Origin of the sequence: Maricaulis maris (assembly GCF_003634045.1) — a bacterium.
Classification (GTDB): domain Bacteria; phylum Pseudomonadota; class Alphaproteobacteria; order Caulobacterales; family Maricaulaceae; genus Maricaulis; species Maricaulis maris.
Genome location: NZ_RBIM01000002.1, coordinates 503,716 through 518,729, shown reverse-complemented (window position 1 = coordinate 518,729; position 15,014 = coordinate 503,716). Strand labels below are relative to the sequence as shown.

Sequence of the window (15,014 nt, the reverse complement as noted above, 5' to 3'; positions counted from 1 at the left end):
ATGCTGCAACCGAAACGCACGAAATTCCGCAAGGCGCACAAAGGCCGTATCAAGGGTGCAGCGAAGGGTGGCTTCACGCTGAACTTCGGCTCCTACGGTCTCAAGGCGCTGCAGCCGGAACGCGTTACCGCGCGCCAGATCGAAGCCACGCGTCGGGCGATCACTCGCCACATGAAGCGTGCTGGTCGCGTGTGGATCCGCATCTTCCCGGATGTGCCGGTTTCCAAGAAGCCGACCGAAGTCCGGATGGGTAAAGGTAAGGGCTCGCCCGAGTTTTGGGCGTGCAAGGTCAAGCCCGGCCGCATCATGTTCGAGATCGACGGTGTTCCCGAAAATGTTGCGCGCGAAGCCCTGGAACTGGGCGCCGCGAAACTGCCGGTCAAGACGAAAATCGTCGCCCGGCTGGGCGAATAGGGAGAACACAACGATGAAATCCGTTGACGTTCGCGCCATGACCGAAGACCAGCTTAAGGACGCGCTCCTCAAGCTGAAGCAAGAGCAATTCAATCTGCGGTTCCAGCAGGCCTCCGGCCAGATGGAAAATACCGCTCGCTACGCCCAGATCCGCCGCGATGTCGCGCGTATCCGGACCGTTCAAGGCGAGCGCAAGTCGCAGCAAGAGCAAGGGAGCTAGCGATGCCGAAGCGTATCCTGCAAGGCGTCGTGGTTAGTGACAAAGGTGCCAAGACCATCGTGGTGCGTGTGGAACGGACTTTCCTCCACCCGCTGCTGCGCAAGACGGTCCGTCGCACCAAGCGCTACCATGCGCATGACGAAGCCAATGCGTTCAAGGTGGGTGACCAGGTCCAGATTCAGGAATGTGCACCCAAGTCGAAATTGAAGCGGTGGGAGGTGGTCACCGTCGAGGCGTAAGCCCCGCGGAAGGACCCCACCTGTCCTAAGGAGGATCTTCAATGATCCAGATGCAATCCAATCTGGACGTGGCAGACAATTCTGGCGCCCGTCGTGTTCAGTGCATCAAGGTGCTTGGCGGAGCCAAGCGTCGCTATGCCCACGTCGGCGACATCATTGTGGTGTCCGTCAAGGAAGCCATTCCGCGTGGTCGCGTGAAGAAGGGTGACGTCCGCAAGGCCGTCGTCGTTCGCGTGGCCAAGGACATCAAGCGCAAGGACGGTTCCGTCATTCGCTTTGATGGCAACGCGGCTGTGATCATCAACAATAACAACGAGCCGCTCGGCACGCGTATTTTCGGACCGGTTCCACGCGAACTTCGCGCCAAGAACCACATGAAGATCGTGTCGCTGGCGCCGGAGGTGCTGTAATGGCTGCCAAGATCAAGAAGGGCGACAAAGTCGTCATTCTCGCCGGCCGTGACAAGGGCAAGACCGGCGAAGTCACCAAGGTTCTGCCGACCGAGGACCGTGTCATCGTGGCCGGCGTGAATGTGGTCAAGCGCCACACGCGTGCGACCCAGACCGACCAGGGCGGCATCAAGGAAAAGGAAGCCTCGATCCACGTCTCGAACGTGGCGCTGGCTGATCCGAAAACCGGCGAAGCGACCCGTGTCGGCTTCAAGATTGAAGACGGCAAGAAAGTCCGCATCGCCAAGAGCTCGGGCGAGGTTATCGATGTCTGATACCGCCACATACACACCGCGTCTCCGCACGAAGTACAATGAAACCATTCGTGCGGCGATGAAGGAAAAATTTGGCTATGCCAACGACCTGATGATCCCGCGTCTCGACAAGATCGTGATCAATATGGGCGTCGGTGAGGCCTCCCAGGACTCCAAGAAGATCAAGGGTGCCCTGGAAGATCTCGAAGCCATTTCCGGCCAGAAGCCGGTCAAGACGGTTGCCAAGAAATCCATCGCGGGCTTCAAGCTCCGCGAGGAGCAGGTGATCGGCGCGAAAGTGACCCTGCGCCAGGATCGTATGTACGAATTCCTGGACCGCCTGATCACGATCGCCCTGCCGCGCGTGCGTGACTTTCGTGGGCTCAATGGTAAGAGCTTCGACGGTCGCGGCAATTACGCGATGGGTCTGAAAGAACATATCGTGTTCCCGGAAATCGACTACGACAAGGTCGAGAAAATCCGGGGTATGGATATCGTTGTCTGCACCACCGCAGCCAATGATGAGGAAGCGAAGGCCCTGCTGGCCGAGTTCGATTTCCCCTTTACGAACTAACGCAGCAGGAGAGCAAAGCCGTTCGGGCTTTGCGCGCAGGAGGACTTAAATGGCGAAAACTTCCGCAATCGAGCGCAACTTGAAGCGTGCGCGTCTGGCCAAGCGTTATGCGGCCAAGCGTGAACAGCTCAAGGCGATCGCTCGCAATCAGGAATTGCCGGTTGAGGAGCGTTTTGCTGCTCAGCTGAAACTGGCTGAATTGCCGCGCAATTCGGCGGTTACCCGCATCCGGAACCGGTGTGAGATCACCGGTCGGCCGCGTGCATTCTATCGCAAGCTCCGCATGTCGCGTATCGCGATGCGTGACTATGCCAGCCAGGGTCTGATCCCCGGCATGGTCAAGTCGAGCTGGTAAGAGAGGAGACGAAGAGATGTCTGTGAACGATCCTCTCGGCGATATGCTGACCCGTATCCGCAATGCGCTGATGCGCAACAAGCGGACCGTCAACACGCCGGCCTCGGCCCTGCGCCGCCGCGTGCTCGACGTTCTCAAGTCGGAAGGCTACATCCGCGATTACGCGGAAGTGGAACACGCTTCCGGCATGAAAGAGTTCGAGATCGAACTGAAGTATTTCGAAGGTGACTCGGTCATTTCGGAGATCAAACGTATCTCCAAGCCGGGCCGCCGCGTCTATTCCGGCGTCAAAGACCTTCCGCTCGTCCAGAACGGCCTCGGCATTGCAATCCTGTCCACGCCCAAGGGCGTGATGTCGGATTCGACTGCTCGCGAGTCCAATGTGGGCGGCGAGATTCTCTGTCACGTCAGCTAAGGGAGCGAACCAATGTCACGTATCGGTAAACTCCCGGTAGCCATTCCCGGCGGCGTCACGGCGACGCTTTCGGAGACGGCGCTGACCGTCAAGGGTCCCAAGGGCGAATTGTCCATGACCTTTGTGGATGAAGTGAATGTCGAGCAGGGCGAAGATGGCATTGTCATCAAGCCGCGCGACGAGACCAAGAAAGCCCGTGCGATGTGGGGCATGCAACGTGCCCTGGTCGCCAACCTGGTTCAGGGGGTCACGGCAGGCTACGAGAAAAATCTCGAGCTGGTCGGCGTTGGTTACCGCGCCCAGATGCAGGGTTCGTCCCTGAAGCTGTCGCTCGGCCTGTCCCATGACGTTGTCTATGACGCGCCGGACGGCATCACCATCGCTGTCGGCAAGCCGACCGAGGTGAAGATCACGGGCGCTGACAAGCAGCGTGTTGGCCAGGTGGCCGCCGAGATCCGCCGCTTCCGTCCGCCGGAGCCTTACAAGGGCAAGGGCATCAAATATGTCGGCGAGTACATCCGCCGCAAAGAAGGCAAGAAGAAGTAGGGCGAGCGATGAAAACTCAACGCGAAAAATCGGTCCGTCGCGCCCAGCGCACCCGGATCCGTCTGCGCAAGTTCGCCAACGGCCGTCCGCGGCTGTCGGTCCACCGGTCTTCGAAGAACATCTATGCCCAGATCATCGACGATGTGTCGGGCAAGACGGTTGCTTCTGCCTCCTCTCTCGAGGACGCCGCTCAAAAAGAGCATGGCAAGGGCTGCGACACGAAGGCTGCCGAGATCGTCGGCAAGCTGATCGCCGAGCGCGCTGTCAAGGAAGGCGTCAAGGACGTCGTCTTCGACCGTGGCGGTTACATCTTTCACGGGCGTGTCAAAGCGCTCGCAGAGGCGGCCCGCGAGGGCGGCCTGAACTTCTAAGGGAGCGGACGTATGGCTCATCAGAACGAGCAACAGCGCGGGAATGACCGCGGCGACCGCGGCGACCGTGGCCGCGGCCGCGGCCGTGGCCGGGACCGCGACCAGGAACGTGATGACGAACTTGTCGACAAGCTCGTCCACATCAACCGCGTCGCCAAGACGGTGAAGGGTGGCCGGAACTTCCAGTTCGCAGCCCTCGTCGTCGTCGGTGACACCAAGGGCCGCGTCGGCTTCGGACAGGGTAAGGCACGCGAAGTGCCGGAAGCCATCCGCAAGGCGACCGACGAAGCCAAGAAGAACATGGTTCGCGTTCCGCTGCGCGAAGGCCGCACCCTGCACCATGACGGCAAAGGCCGTCACGGCGCCGGCAAGGTCGTGCTGCGGGCGGCGCCTCCGGGTACCGGCGTCATCGCCGGCGGTCCGATGCGCGCCGTGCTGGAAACCCTCGGGGTCCAGGACGTGGTTGCCAAGTCGGTTGGCACGTCCAACCCGTACAACATGATCCGCGCCACCATGGACGCGCTGAAGTCGCAGTCGAGCCCGCGCTCGGTTGCTGCAAAGCGTGGTCTCAAGGTCGGTGATCTGGTGAACCGCCGTGATGACGGCGCGTCCTCACCGGAAGCGATCGAAGCGTAAGGACCGGATACAATGGCCAAAAAGACCATCCGCGTGCGCCAGACGGGTAGCGCCATCCGCCGCCCGAAAGATCAGCGCGCCACGCTTGTCGGCCTCGGTCTCAACAAGATCGGTCGCGAGCGCGAGCTTGAGGATACACCGTCTGTCCGCGGCATGATTGCCAAGGTCAGCCACATGGTGGAAATCGTCGAGGAGTAGGTCCCGCAAGGGAAACCGCTCCATCGAATGGAGAACGACATGCGTCTCAATGAATTGCGCGACAATGACGGTGCGACCAAGATCCGTACCCGCGTCGGCCGTGGTATCGGTTCCGGCAAGGGCAAGACCGGTGGTCGTGGTGTCAAAGGCCAGAAATCCCGTTCGGGTGTGGCCATCAAGGGCTTTGAAGGCGGTCAGATGCCGCTTCACATGCGTCTGCCGAAGCGGGGCTTCAACAAGCCGAACCGCAAGGCATGGGCAGAAGTGAATCTCGGCCGTATCGAGAAGGCAATTGCCGAAGGCAAGATCGACGCGAAAAAGCCGATCGATGCCGACGTCCTGATCGCAGCGGGCCTCGTCCGCCGCGCCCTGGATGGCATTCGCCTCCTTGCGAAGGGCGAGCTCAAGTCCAAAGTAGAGATCACCATTGCCGGTGCCTCCAAGACCGCGATTGCCGCTGTCGAGAAGGCCGGTGGCAAGGTGACCCTCACCGCCGTGGCCGACGACGCCGCGGAATAAGCGACTTCACGCCGACCTTTTAAGGACGTCTTCATGGCTTCAGCTGCCGAACAGCTTGCTGCGAACATGAACTTCAGCTCCTTCGCGAAAGCGAAGGAGCTGCAGCAACGCATCTTGTTCACGATCGGGATCCTGATCGTCTACCGTATTGGTACTTTCGTGCCGATTCCGGGGATTGATCCGGACCAGTACGCACGCGTGTTCGATTCCCTGGGCGGCCAAGGCCAGGGAATTCTGGGCATGTTCAACATGCTCGGCGGCGGTGCCGTCGAACGCATGGCGATCTTCGTGCTCAATGTGATGCCGTACATCTCGGCCTCGATCATCATGCAGCTGATGGCCGCCACCATTCCCAGCCTTGAAAAGCTGAAGAAGGAAGGGGGCGAGCAGGGCCGTCAGCAGATAAACCAGTACACCCGCTATCTCACGGTTTTCCTGGCGACCGGCCAGGCCTTTGCGATCGCCATCGGCATGAATACGCCGAACAGTGACGGTATTGCGCTGGCGCTCAATCCGGGGCCCTTCTTCATTGCCTCGACCGTGATCACGCTGGTGGGCGCCACCATGCTGCTGTTGTGGCTGGGTGAGCAGATCACTGCACGCGGGGTCGGCAACGGGGTCTCGCTGATCATCTTCGCCGGCATCATCTCGGCGGTGCCGGGCGTGATTGGCGGCGCGTTGTCGCAGGCCTCTTCGACCGGTGACGGTACCGTCCTGGTGGTCGGCACCGTGCTGATCCTGGCCGGCCTGCTGCTGGTGGTGTTCATGGAACGCTCCCAGCGCCGTCTCCTGGTCCAGTATCCCAAGCGCCAGCAAGGCAACCGGATGGTGGGTGGCGACACCTCCTTCCTGCCGCTCAAGCTGAATACGGCCGGCGTCATTCCGCCGATCTTCGCCTCTTCGCTGCTGTTGCTGCCGGCGACCGCAGCCAGCTTCCAGGCCCAGTCCGGTGCCGGATGGCTGCAGACCGTCGTGGCCTATCTCGGGCCGGGCGCACCGCTCTTCATGGTGCTCTACGCCGCCATGATCATCTTTTTCTGCTTCTTCTACACCTCGGTTGTCTTCAACCCGGAAGATACCGCCGAGAATCTGCGGAAGTATGGTGGTTTCCTGCCAGGCATTCGTCCCGGCAAGCGGACCGCGGAATATATCGACTACGTCCTGTCCCGCCTGACCCTGATCGGGGCCCTTTACCTGGTCCTGGTCTGCATGGTGCCGATGCTGATGAATCCGCAGACGGCGCTGGGTGGCACATCCCTGCTCATCGTCGTTTCGGTGACGCTGGACACGGTTTCCCAGATTCAATCCCACCTGCTGGCACACCAGTATGAGGGGCTGATCAAGAAGTCGAAGCTGCGGGGACGTAAACGATGAACATAATCCTGTTCGGCCCGCCGGGCTGCGGCAAGGGCACCCAATCCAAGCGGCTGGTGACAGAGCGCGGCTGGGTGCAGCTCTCCACCGGAGACATGTTGCGCGAAGCGAAGGCGGCCGGGACAGAATTGGGTCAGCGGGTGGCCGCGATCATGGATGCCGGCAATCTGGTGTCCGACGAGATCGTGATCGAGCTGATCGAGGAAAGACTGCCGGAAGCGGAAGCCGCCGGCGGTGCGATCTTCGATGGTTTCCCCCGCACGGTGGCCCAGGCAGAGGCTCTCGATGCCGCGTTGGCAAAGCGTGGCGCCAAGGTTGATGCGGTTGTCCGCCTTCTGGTGGACGACACTGAATTGGTCGCACGCATGGAAAAGCGTGCGGCGGAAGAAGGACGTGCCGATGACAATATCGATGCGTTCAAAGTACGACTGAAAGCCTACCAGGATCAGACCGCGCCGCTGATCCCGTTTTACGCCCAAGCGGGCAAGATTCGGGAAGTTCCCGGCATGGGATCCATGGACGAGGTTGCAGCAGGAATTGCTGCGGCTCTCGAAGAGAAGTGACACACACCTGTTGCAACCCCATTGACGGGGTGGCAACGCTGACTGTAGATAGCGCCCTTCGCGAAACGGGCGAGCTGAAGCGGCGACCGAAAGGTTGCCCCTTGGGCCGTCCGTGAATGGCGTTCAGAATTTGGGAGATGGAAAGTGGCCCGTATTGCCGGCGTCAATATTCCGACGAATAAGCGCGTAGAGATCGCGCTTCGCTACATCCACGGCATTGGCCCGGCCAAGGCGAAGGAGATCTGCGAGCAGGTTTCCATCACGCCCGAGCGCCGCGTCAGTGAACTGACGGATGCAGAAGTCCTGCAAATCCGCGAAGTGATCGATCGTGATCACCAAGTGGAAGGGGATCTGCGCCGTGAGGTGGCTGTGAACATCAAGCGTCTCATGGACCTGGGTAACTACCGTGGCTTGCGCCACCGTCGTGGCCTGCCGGTTCGTGGCCAACGCACTCACACCAATGCGCGTACGCGCAAAGGTCCCGCCAAGCCGATTGCCGGCAAGAAAAAGTAGGGCCCTGACCGATGGCTAAAGATACTGGCCGCGTTAAGCGGCGCGAACGGAAGAACATCACGTCGGGCGTCGCTCACGTGAGTGCCAGCTTCAACAACACCATGGTGACCATCACGGACGCCCAGGGAAATGCGATTTCCTGGTCTTCCGCCGGTCACATGGGCTTCAAGGGCTCGCGCAAGTCGACCCCTTATGCCGCCCAGATGGCTGCTGAAGACGCCGGCAAGAAGGCGATTGAGCACGGAATGAAGACCATCGAAGTGAAGGTCTCCGGTCCGGGTTCGGGGCGCGAAAGCGCGCTGCGTGCGTTGCAGTCGGTGGGTTTCACCATCACCACCATCCAGGACGTTACGCCGATTCCGCACAACGGTTGCCGTCCGCCGAAGCGCCGTCGCGTCTAGTACGCGGCTCGCATTTCGCCTGTTGAACGCGCCGGCGGTCCAACCCGTACGGCTGATGAAGGGGCAGTAAGAACGTGATCGAGAAGAACTGGCAAGAACTCATCCGCCCGATGAAGCCGGAAATCGAGCCGGGACATGATCCCGCGCGCCAAGCCAAGATTGTCGCCGAGCCGCTGGAGCGTGGCTTCGGCATGACGCTGGGCAATGCGCTGCGTCGTGTCCTGCTGTCCTCGCTTCAGGGTGCAGCAGTGACGAATGTCCACATTGACGGCGTCGTCCACGAGTTTTCGTCGATCGACGGCGTTCGTGAAGACGTCACCGACATCGTGCTGAACATCAAGCAGATCGCCCTGCGCATGCATGGCGAAGGTCCCAAGCGTGTCGTTCTCAAGAAGTCCGGCCCCGGTATCGTCACCGCTGGTGATATCGAGGAAACGGCCGATGTCGAGATCGTCAACAAGGACCTGGCTCTGTGTACGCTGGACGAAGGTGCGGAAATCCGCATGGAGTTCACCATCAACACCGGCAAGGGCTATGTCCCGTCCGAGCGTAACCGCCCGGAAGATGCCCCGATCGGCCTGATCGGCGTTGATGCGCTCTACAGCCCGGTCAAGCGTGTGTCGTACAAGGTCGAGAACACCCGTGAGGGGCAGGTTCTGGACTATGACAAGCTGACGCTTGAAGTTGAGACGGACGGAACCGTCACCCCGGAAGATTCCGTGGCCTTCGCCGCGCGCATCCTCCAGGACCAGTTCCAGATCTTCATCAACTTCGAAGAAGCTGTCGAGGCGCGTCCGGCCGAGGATGACAAGCCCGAGCTCGACTTCAACCCGGCGCTTCTGCGCAAGGTCGACGAGCTGGAACTGTCGGTGCGTTCGGCGAACTGCCTGAAGAACGACAACATCGTCTACATCGGTGACCTGATCCAGAAGTCCGAGGCGGAAATGCTCCGCACGCCGAACTTCGGGCGCAAGTCGCTTAACGAGATCAAGGAAGTTCTCGCCCAGATGGGTCTGCATCTTGGCATGGAAGCGCCGAACTGGCCGCCGGAGAACATCGAAGATCTTGCCAAACGTTTTGAGGATCACGTCTAGGCAGCCGCCGAGAGGCGCCTGAACCGGACCTGAGGAGATAAAGCCATGCGTCACGGCATCGCACACCGCAAGCTTAACCGCACCCATTCGCACCGCAAGGCGATGCTGGCCAACATGGCTGCCTCGCTGATCGAGCACGAGCAAATCGTCACCACCTTGCCGAAAGCCAAGGAACTGGCACCGTTTGTCGACAAGCTGATCACGCTGGCCAAGCGCGGCGACGTGCACGGCCGCCGTCAGGCCATGTCCAAGGTCCGCAATGAGGACCAGGTCAAGAAACTGTTCGACACGCTCGGCGGTCGCTATTCCGAGCGCGATGGTGGTTACACCCGCGTTCTGAAAGCCGGCTTCCGTCACGGTGACAATGCCCCGATGGCGGTCATCGAGCTGGTCGACCGCGACCCGTCTGCCAAGGGTGCCGCCGACCGCGCGCGCCTCGAGGAAGAAGGCGGTATGACTGAGGAGTAAGCTCCCGGTCAGCACAAGTTCAGGAAAAGGCGGCTTTGCTTCAGCAGGGCCGCCTTTTTCGTGCCCGCAATCCAGCCTATATGGGTGCCATGATACGAACAGTCCTCTTTGCCTGCCTCCTCGCGTCTGCGCCTGCAGCCGCCCAGGAGATCGACCTTGCCGGTGCCGCTGATGACCGGGTTGTCCCGGAGAGCCGGATGGACATGCAGATGTCCTTCGCGCCATTGGTGCGTGAAGCCACCCCGGCCGTCGTCAACGTCTTCTCGCGCCGCGTGGTTGCCAATCAGCACCCCTTTGCCAATGACCCCTTCTTTTCGCGCATGTTCCGCAGTCAGCCGCGCGAACAGAATTCGCTGGGTTCCGGCGTCATCGTCGATGCGTCCGGTGTGATCGTGACCAATAACCACGTCGTGGCCGGTGCGACCGAATTGCGCGTGGTCCTGGCCGACCGGCGGGAGTTCGAGGCTCGGATCCTGCTCACCGACGAAGCGACTGACCTGGCCGTGCTGCGTGTTGAAACCAGTGAACCCTTGCCGGTCCTGCCTTTCGACCGGTCCGGTGATATCGAGGTCGGCGATCTGGTGCTGGCGATCGGCAATCCGTTCGGCGTTGGCCAGACGGTCACCTCCGGCATCGTTTCGGCGCTGGCACGGACCGATGTCGGCCAGACCGATTTTGCTTCTTTCATCCAGACCGATGCTGCCATCAATCCGGGCAATTCCGGCGGGGCGCTGGTCGACATGGATGGTGAGCTGGTCGGTGTGAACACGATGATCTTCTCGCGCTCGGGTGGTTCCAACGGGATCGGCTTTGCCATTCCGGTTGAAATGGTGGCCCGCGTCGTCGACACGGCGATGAGTGAGGGCGAGCTGATCCGGCCCTGGCTTGGCGCGCGACTGCAGCCGGTGGATAGCGATATCGCCGATGCGTTCGGTCTCAGCCGTCCGCGGGGAGCACTGGTCAATGAGGTCTACCCGCAGGCAGCGGCCGACGAGGCTGGCTTGATGCAGGGCGATATCGTTCTCGCGATCGATGGCCAGGCAGTGAACAATGAGGCGGGCGCGCGGTTCCGCCTCGCCACCCGGGCCGCCGGTGATGATGCGGTCTTCACCGTCCTGCGCGATGGTCAGGAAATGACCTTCGATGTCGCCGTCCAGCCGGCCCCCGGAATTGCCGAACCGGATCCGTTCGAAGTGGCCGGTCGCAATCCCTTGTCGGGCGCTGCCATGGTCACCCTGTCACCGGCTTTCAATGAGCGTGTCGGCCTGGATCCTTTCCGCAGCGGCGTGGTCGTCAGCGCGGTCGGACGGCGCTCGGTGGCCGGTCGTTTCGGCTTCCGACCCGGCGATCACCTGGTCGAACTGATGGGCACGCCGATCCGCTCGCTCGACGACGTCGCCGAGGTGCTGGCCCGTCATGACGGTGAACAGGTCTGGCCACTCGTGGTCGAACGTCGCGGGCAACGTTTCGAGACGTCGGTGCGGCTCTACTAGCTGGCGGACGGATCGTGGGGCTTGAGCGCCACGAAGCTCCAGACATGACCGAACGGGTCACGGATCTTGCCGTGCCGACCGAAGAATTCGTCTTTGCACGGGCGGACCACTGACGCGCCTTCCGCAATTGCCTTGTCGAACCAGGCATCGGCATCGGTGACATACAGGTTCAGCGTGAACGTGGTCCGGTTGTCCAGCGTTGCCGGGGCGACATTGCCGATATGGGCCTCGTGCTCGGGGAATTCGTCAGCGAGCATGACGATCCCGTCATTGATCTGCAGCGTGGCGTGACCGAGCTTGCCCTCGAAGTCATAGCGTTCCAGTAACTCCGCACCCAAGGCCCGGGTATAAAACTCGATCGCGGCGGCGCCATTGCGCACGCTCAGATAGGGGGCAACGCCCGAGGTCGGCGGCTCATGGGTCTCATTCATGCCGTGTCTCCGTTGTCGATTTTCTTTGAGGTCGCCGTCGCCGCGAGTGACCAGACATAGCCCCACGGATCCTTGATCTGACCATAGCGGTCGCCCCAGAACATGTCGGCCAGCGGCATCGCGATTTCGGCGCCGGCCCTGGTCGCTCGGGTCCACCAGGCATCAACATCATCGACCTGCATGTGAAGCGCGATACTGGCGGGTGCCGGTGCCGGCGTGCCGCCGCGATATTCCGGAAAATCATCATGCAGGAAGACCGAGCCGCCATTGATCACCAGATGCGCGTGCAGGACCCGTTTCTCATCTTCGGCCATTTGGCAGAAAACCAGCTCGGCGCCAAAGGCGGCCTTGTAGAATTTGACCGCGGCGAGGGCGTCCTTGGTGGTCAGATGCGGCGTCACCCCGCTGGCGGTGGCTGTGCCCTGATGATCATTGGCCGGTCGCTGCCGGGTCTCCGGATCGCTCATCTCTGCCTCCCGTTTTCTGCCTGCAACTCTATCACGCCCGCACTTCTGTGAAACCGCGAACACGCCTAGGCTTTGTCGCAATGACCAGCTTGTTTGAAGCCGCCGGCCTTGACGCTGATGCCCCGCGCCCGCTTGCCGACCGGCTGCGCCCGCAAACGCTTGCCGATGTGGTCGGGCAGGATCACCTGCTCGCCGGCAAGGGACCGATCGCCCGCATGCGCGCCCAGGGGCGGCTCGCCTCGCTGATCCTGTGGGGCCCGCCCGGCGTCGGCAAAACAACGATTGCGCGCTTGCTGGCCGAGGATAGCGGTCTGGAATTCGAACCCTTGTCGGCGGTCTTTTCCGGTGTCGCCGATCTCAAGAAAGCTTTCGAGCGCGCCCGGGCGCGGCGCCAGCAGGGGCGGGGCACCTTGCTCTTTGTCGACGAGATCCACCGCTTCAACCGGGCCCAGCAGGACGGTTTTTTGCCGGTCGTGGAGGAGGGCACCGTCACCCTGGTCGGCGCCACGACCGAAAACCCGTCCTTTGAACTCAATGCGGCCCTGTTGTCGCGTTGCCAGGTCCTGGTGCTCAAACGCCTGGATGATGCCGGGCTGGACCTGCTCATGCAGCGCGCCGAAGCCGAGATGGGCCGTTCGCTGCCGCTTGATGCCGCCGCCTGCGCCGCCCTGCGCTCGATGGCGGATGGTGACGGCCGCTACATGCTCAACCTGGTCGAGGAGGTTTTCACCTTCGATCCGGAGACCGAAGTGAGCGCTGATGACCTGGCCGAGCTGCTCAACAAGCGCGCCACTGCCTACGACAAGGATCGCGAGGAGCACTACAACCTCATCTCGGCCCTGCACAAATCGATCCGCGGTTCCGACCCGGACGCGGCGCTCTACTGGTTCGCCCGCATGCTGGAAGGCGGTGAGGACCCGCTCTTCCTGGCCCGGCGTCTGGTTCGCATGGCGTCGGAAGATATCGGCTTGGCCGACCCGACCGGCCTGATGATCGCCAATGAGGCGGCGCGCACCTATGAACGCCTCGGCTCACCCGAGGGCGAGCTGGCGCTGGCCCATGCCGTGGTCCATCTGGCGACCGCCGCCAAGTCGAATGCCGTTTACGTCGCCTTCAAGCGGGCCCAGAGAGCCGCCAAGGCGACAGGCTCCCTGATGCCACCCGCCCACATCCTCAACGCGCCCACCGCCCTGATGAAGGACCAGGGCTATGGCAAGGGCTATGAGTATGATCATGATGCCGTTGGCGGTGTCTCCGGTCAGGACTACTTCCCCGACGACATGCCGGACCGTCCGGTCTTTTACGAACCGACGGACAATGGCCGCGAAGCGGCGATTGGCGAACGTCTGGCGCGTTGGCGCAGGCTGCGTGGGGAGCGGCGAGGTGGCCGCTCATAACGCGGGACTTGCCAAGTGCGCGGTTCGCGCGAATCCTTCCGGCATCATTTCTCTGGGGGGAGTTCACATGAAACCGGAACGCATTCACCTGACGCTTGGCTTGCTCTGGCTCATTCTCGGCATGTTGCTGGGCGAGCATATGGGCCGCTCGGGCGATCACACGCAGATGCCGACCCACGCCCACATGATGCTGCTGGGCGGTGTTTTACCCATTCTCTGGGCGATCCTGTACCGCGTTTTCAAGCTGGGTAACGGCCTTCTGGCCTGGGCCCAGGTCGGACTGCACCATGTTGCGGTGCTCGTCATGATCCCGTCGCTCTACCTGATGTTCGGGCAGATGGTCGAGGAGGCCGCGGTGGGACCCTTGCTGGGCATCAGCGCGATCATGGCGATCGTCTCGGTCGCGTTGGTGCTGGTGATGAGCCTGCGCGCCAAGGACTGAGGCTCACTCGTTGCAGCTGGATCCGTAAAACCGGTTGGAGCGTTCCTGGTAGGCCGCGAGTGGTTCGAGGCCCAGCGATGCCCGCCGCTCATCGACCGTGTCCGGGTCTTCGATCGGCGGGTAGACCTGTTCGCCATTCTCGCAAATGAAACGTGAGCCATAGCGTTGTGGCCGGTCGTCAGCCACGGCAATGCGGTCGTAGAGCAGTGCGTAGCGCATGCCGTTGAAGTCACCGGCAAGGGCGAAGGGTTCGACCAGTTCGAGCAGGCGACGCTGGGCCGCCAGGTCGCCTTGCTGGATCAGGGCGGCAATGTCAGCGGCGAGGGCAGGCTGTTCACTGATCAGGGCGGCAAAGTCGTGCTCATCGAGCAGGCCGACAGCCCATTCTGTGTTGGCTTGATCGACCGCGTTGAACGTGTCTGCGGTGGCCTCGATGATCGCCGGGCGGGCGCCCGGGTCAAGGTCGGACCGTGAGATGCGCGATAGCAGCAAGTCGCGAATATAGCGGTCGCGGGCCTTGCGGGCGGCCATTTCGGCGATGAGGTCACCCCATTGCGCATAGGCGGCGTCAAACTCGGCGATCAGGGTCGCGGCGTCAGTGGGAAGTGGCGCCGGCGTGTTGTCGGTCGCCTCGGCATCGGCGACAGCGGGCGGGGCTTCCTGCGGCGCGGGCGGGGCCTCGGCGTCCTGCAGGATCAGCATGGTGGCCAGAATGAATACGGACATGATGCGACTCCCCAAGTTTCAGCCAGTCTAACGCCGCGTGTGGCGTATCCAAGGCATCAGGCAAAACAAAAGCGGCAGTCCTTGGGGAGAGACTGCCGCTTTCGCTTGGGGTCGGGGTCGATCAGGACGGGGGACTGTGAGGCGCGTCGCCGGTCCGGATCGGATGCCGTTCGGTTGAGCCCTTGGGGGCGGCCCAACCTAGGCGAATGCGCCGCCGAGGGCGATCGTCATGGCGCCAAACACACCGGCCACGAAAAGTACATTGACGAGTGTCGAGAGGGAGTTCGAAACACGGTCCATCATGGGTTCAGTCCTTGTCTTCTTGGCGCGCCGGGCCTTCCCGGTTCGCACGTTGGTAAATAAGGACTTAGCGGCGTCACACAATCGTCATTACACCAAAGCAGCATTGCGTAATTGCATGACTTATCGATTGTGACATGAAATTTAGGATTGGT

General features: G+C 61.8%; 25 protein-coding genes. 22 read left to right on the top strand and 3 right to left on the bottom strand.

Translation table 11 applies throughout. From position 1 onward, the window contains the following. The 20 genes from rplP to C7435_RS05585 all read left to right on the top strand — a co-directional run bounded on the left by rplP (position 1) and on the right by C7435_RS05585 (position 11,096). Positions 1 to 414, top strand: a complete 414-nt coding sequence (gene rplP, locus C7435_RS05680) for a 50S ribosomal protein L16 (protein WP_011643726.1) — start codon at positions 1 to 3, stop codon at positions 412 to 414. A gap of 13 nt (positions 415 to 427) precedes the next feature. After that, positions 428 to 634, top strand: a complete 207-nt coding sequence (rpmC, locus tag C7435_RS05675) for a 50S ribosomal protein L29 (protein ID WP_075190869.1) — start codon at positions 428 to 430, stop codon at positions 632 to 634. Between the two features lie 2 nt (positions 635 to 636). Further along, positions 637 to 873, top strand: coding sequence for a 30S ribosomal protein S17 (rpsQ, locus tag C7435_RS05670; protein ID WP_047162728.1), 237 nt, complete (start codon positions 637 to 639; stop codon positions 871 to 873). Between the two features lie 41 nt (positions 874 to 914). Continuing rightward, a complete protein-coding gene (gene rplN / locus C7435_RS05665) occupies positions 915 to 1,283 on the top strand; it encodes a 50S ribosomal protein L14 (RefSeq protein WP_075190868.1) in 369 nt (122 codons plus the stop codon). Next, positions 1,283 to 1,597, top strand: coding sequence for a 50S ribosomal protein L24 (gene rplX, locus C7435_RS05660; RefSeq protein ID WP_075190867.1), 315 nt, complete (start codon positions 1,283 to 1,285; stop codon positions 1,595 to 1,597). Before rplN ends, rplX begins: the two co-directional genes overlap by 1 nt. Beyond that, on the top strand, positions 1,590 to 2,150 hold the full coding sequence (gene rplE, locus C7435_RS05655) for a 50S ribosomal protein L5 (protein ID WP_075190866.1): 561 nt from the start codon (positions 1,590 to 1,592) through the stop codon (positions 2,148 to 2,150). Before rplX ends, rplE begins: the two co-directional genes overlap by 8 nt. Positions 2,151 to 2,199: 49 nt before the next feature. Further along, positions 2,200 to 2,505 (top strand): 30S ribosomal protein S14, encoded by a 306-nt coding sequence (gene rpsN / locus C7435_RS05650; protein WP_075190865.1) that lies wholly within the window; start codon positions 2,200 to 2,202, stop codon positions 2,503 to 2,505. Between the two features lie 16 nt (positions 2,506 to 2,521). Next, positions 2,522 to 2,920, top strand: a complete 399-nt coding sequence (gene rpsH / locus C7435_RS05645; RefSeq protein WP_075190864.1) for a 30S ribosomal protein S8 — start codon at positions 2,522 to 2,524, stop codon at positions 2,918 to 2,920. 12 nt (positions 2,921 to 2,932) lie between these two features. Continuing rightward, complete coding sequence (gene rplF, locus C7435_RS05640) at positions 2,933 to 3,466, top strand: 50S ribosomal protein L6 (protein WP_075190863.1); 534 nt, start codon at positions 2,933 to 2,935, stop codon at positions 3,464 to 3,466. 8 nt (positions 3,467 to 3,474) lie between these two features. Next, the gene (rplR, locus tag C7435_RS05635) at positions 3,475 to 3,837 is read left to right on the top strand and encodes a 50S ribosomal protein L18 (protein ID WP_075190862.1); all 363 of its coding nucleotides are present in this window, start codon (positions 3,475 to 3,477) and stop codon (positions 3,835 to 3,837) included. Positions 3,838 to 3,849: 12 nt separating this feature from the next. Continuing rightward, complete coding sequence (gene rpsE, locus C7435_RS05630; RefSeq protein WP_075190861.1) at positions 3,850 to 4,473, top strand: 30S ribosomal protein S5; 624 nt, start codon at positions 3,850 to 3,852, stop codon at positions 4,471 to 4,473. Between the two features lie 12 nt (positions 4,474 to 4,485). Beyond that, on the top strand, positions 4,486 to 4,671 hold the full coding sequence (rpmD, locus tag C7435_RS05625) for a 50S ribosomal protein L30 (RefSeq protein ID WP_011643715.1): 186 nt from the start codon (positions 4,486 to 4,488) through the stop codon (positions 4,669 to 4,671). 39 nt (positions 4,672 to 4,710) lie between these two features. Further along, positions 4,711 to 5,190 carry a 50S ribosomal protein L15 gene (gene rplO / locus C7435_RS05620; protein WP_075190901.1) on the top strand — a complete coding sequence of 160 codons (480 nt, stop codon included), beginning with the start codon at positions 4,711 to 4,713 and terminating at the stop codon, positions 5,188 to 5,190. 33 nt (positions 5,191 to 5,223) lie between these two features. Beyond that, positions 5,224 to 6,564 carry a preprotein translocase subunit SecY gene (secY, locus tag C7435_RS05615; RefSeq protein ID WP_075190860.1) on the top strand — a complete coding sequence of 447 codons (1,341 nt, stop codon included), beginning with the start codon at positions 5,224 to 5,226 and terminating at the stop codon, positions 6,562 to 6,564. Then, the gene (locus C7435_RS05610; protein ID WP_075190859.1) at positions 6,561 to 7,127 is read left to right on the top strand and encodes an adenylate kinase; all 567 of its coding nucleotides are present in this window, start codon (positions 6,561 to 6,563) and stop codon (positions 7,125 to 7,127) included. Before secY ends, C7435_RS05610 begins: the two co-directional genes overlap by 4 nt. A 144-nt stretch (positions 7,128 to 7,271) precedes the next feature. Then, a complete protein-coding gene (rpsM, locus tag C7435_RS05605; RefSeq protein ID WP_075190858.1) occupies positions 7,272 to 7,640 on the top strand; it encodes a 30S ribosomal protein S13 in 369 nt (122 codons plus the stop codon). Positions 7,641 to 7,651: 11 nt separating this feature from the next. Beyond that, a complete protein-coding gene (gene rpsK / locus C7435_RS05600; RefSeq protein ID WP_075190857.1) occupies positions 7,652 to 8,041 on the top strand; it encodes a 30S ribosomal protein S11 in 390 nt (129 codons plus the stop codon). 74 nt (positions 8,042 to 8,115) lie between these two features. Then, complete coding sequence (locus C7435_RS05595; protein ID WP_011643709.1) at positions 8,116 to 9,135, top strand: DNA-directed RNA polymerase subunit alpha; 1,020 nt, start codon at positions 8,116 to 8,118, stop codon at positions 9,133 to 9,135. Positions 9,136 to 9,180: 45 nt separating this feature from the next. Further along, positions 9,181 to 9,603: a 50S ribosomal protein L17 gene (gene rplQ, locus C7435_RS05590; protein WP_075190856.1), complete on the top strand. Its 423-nt coding sequence runs from the start codon at positions 9,181 to 9,183 to the stop codon at positions 9,601 to 9,603. A gap of 89 nt (positions 9,604 to 9,692) precedes the next feature. Then, positions 9,693 to 11,096: a Do family serine endopeptidase gene (locus C7435_RS05585; protein WP_170150345.1), complete on the top strand. Its 1,404-nt coding sequence runs from the start codon at positions 9,693 to 9,695 to the stop codon at positions 11,094 to 11,096. Here C7435_RS05585 and C7435_RS05580 read toward each other — a convergent pair. After that, positions 11,093 to 11,527: a VOC family protein gene (locus tag C7435_RS05580; RefSeq protein WP_121210351.1), complete on the bottom strand. Its 435-nt coding sequence runs from the start codon at positions 11,525 to 11,527 to the stop codon at positions 11,093 to 11,095. The two genes, C7435_RS05585 and C7435_RS05580, sit on opposite strands and share 4 nt — an antisense overlap. Further along, positions 11,524 to 11,994 carry a VOC family protein gene (locus C7435_RS05575; protein ID WP_075190854.1) on the bottom strand — a complete coding sequence of 157 codons (471 nt, stop codon included), beginning with the start codon at positions 11,992 to 11,994 and terminating at the stop codon, positions 11,524 to 11,526. The genes C7435_RS05580 and C7435_RS05575 overlap by 4 nt, the downstream gene beginning before the upstream one ends. An 80-nt stretch (positions 11,995 to 12,074) precedes the next feature. Here C7435_RS05575 and C7435_RS05570 point away from each other — a divergent pair, with 80 nt between their 5' ends. Next, complete coding sequence (locus tag C7435_RS05570) at positions 12,075 to 13,391, top strand: replication-associated recombination protein A (RefSeq protein ID WP_121210350.1); 1,317 nt, start codon at positions 12,075 to 12,077, stop codon at positions 13,389 to 13,391. A 67-nt stretch (positions 13,392 to 13,458) separates the two neighbouring features. Beyond that, positions 13,459 to 13,833 carry a hypothetical protein gene (locus C7435_RS05565; RefSeq protein WP_121210349.1) on the top strand — a complete coding sequence of 125 codons (375 nt, stop codon included), beginning with the start codon at positions 13,459 to 13,461 and terminating at the stop codon, positions 13,831 to 13,833. A 3-nt stretch (positions 13,834 to 13,836) separates the two neighbouring features. Here C7435_RS05565 and C7435_RS05560 read toward each other — a convergent pair whose 3' ends face one another. Continuing rightward, positions 13,837 to 14,559, bottom strand: coding sequence for a DUF6624 domain-containing protein (locus tag C7435_RS05560; protein ID WP_121210348.1), 723 nt, complete (start codon positions 14,557 to 14,559; stop codon positions 13,837 to 13,839). Between the last annotated feature and the right edge of the window lie 455 nt (positions 14,560 to 15,014).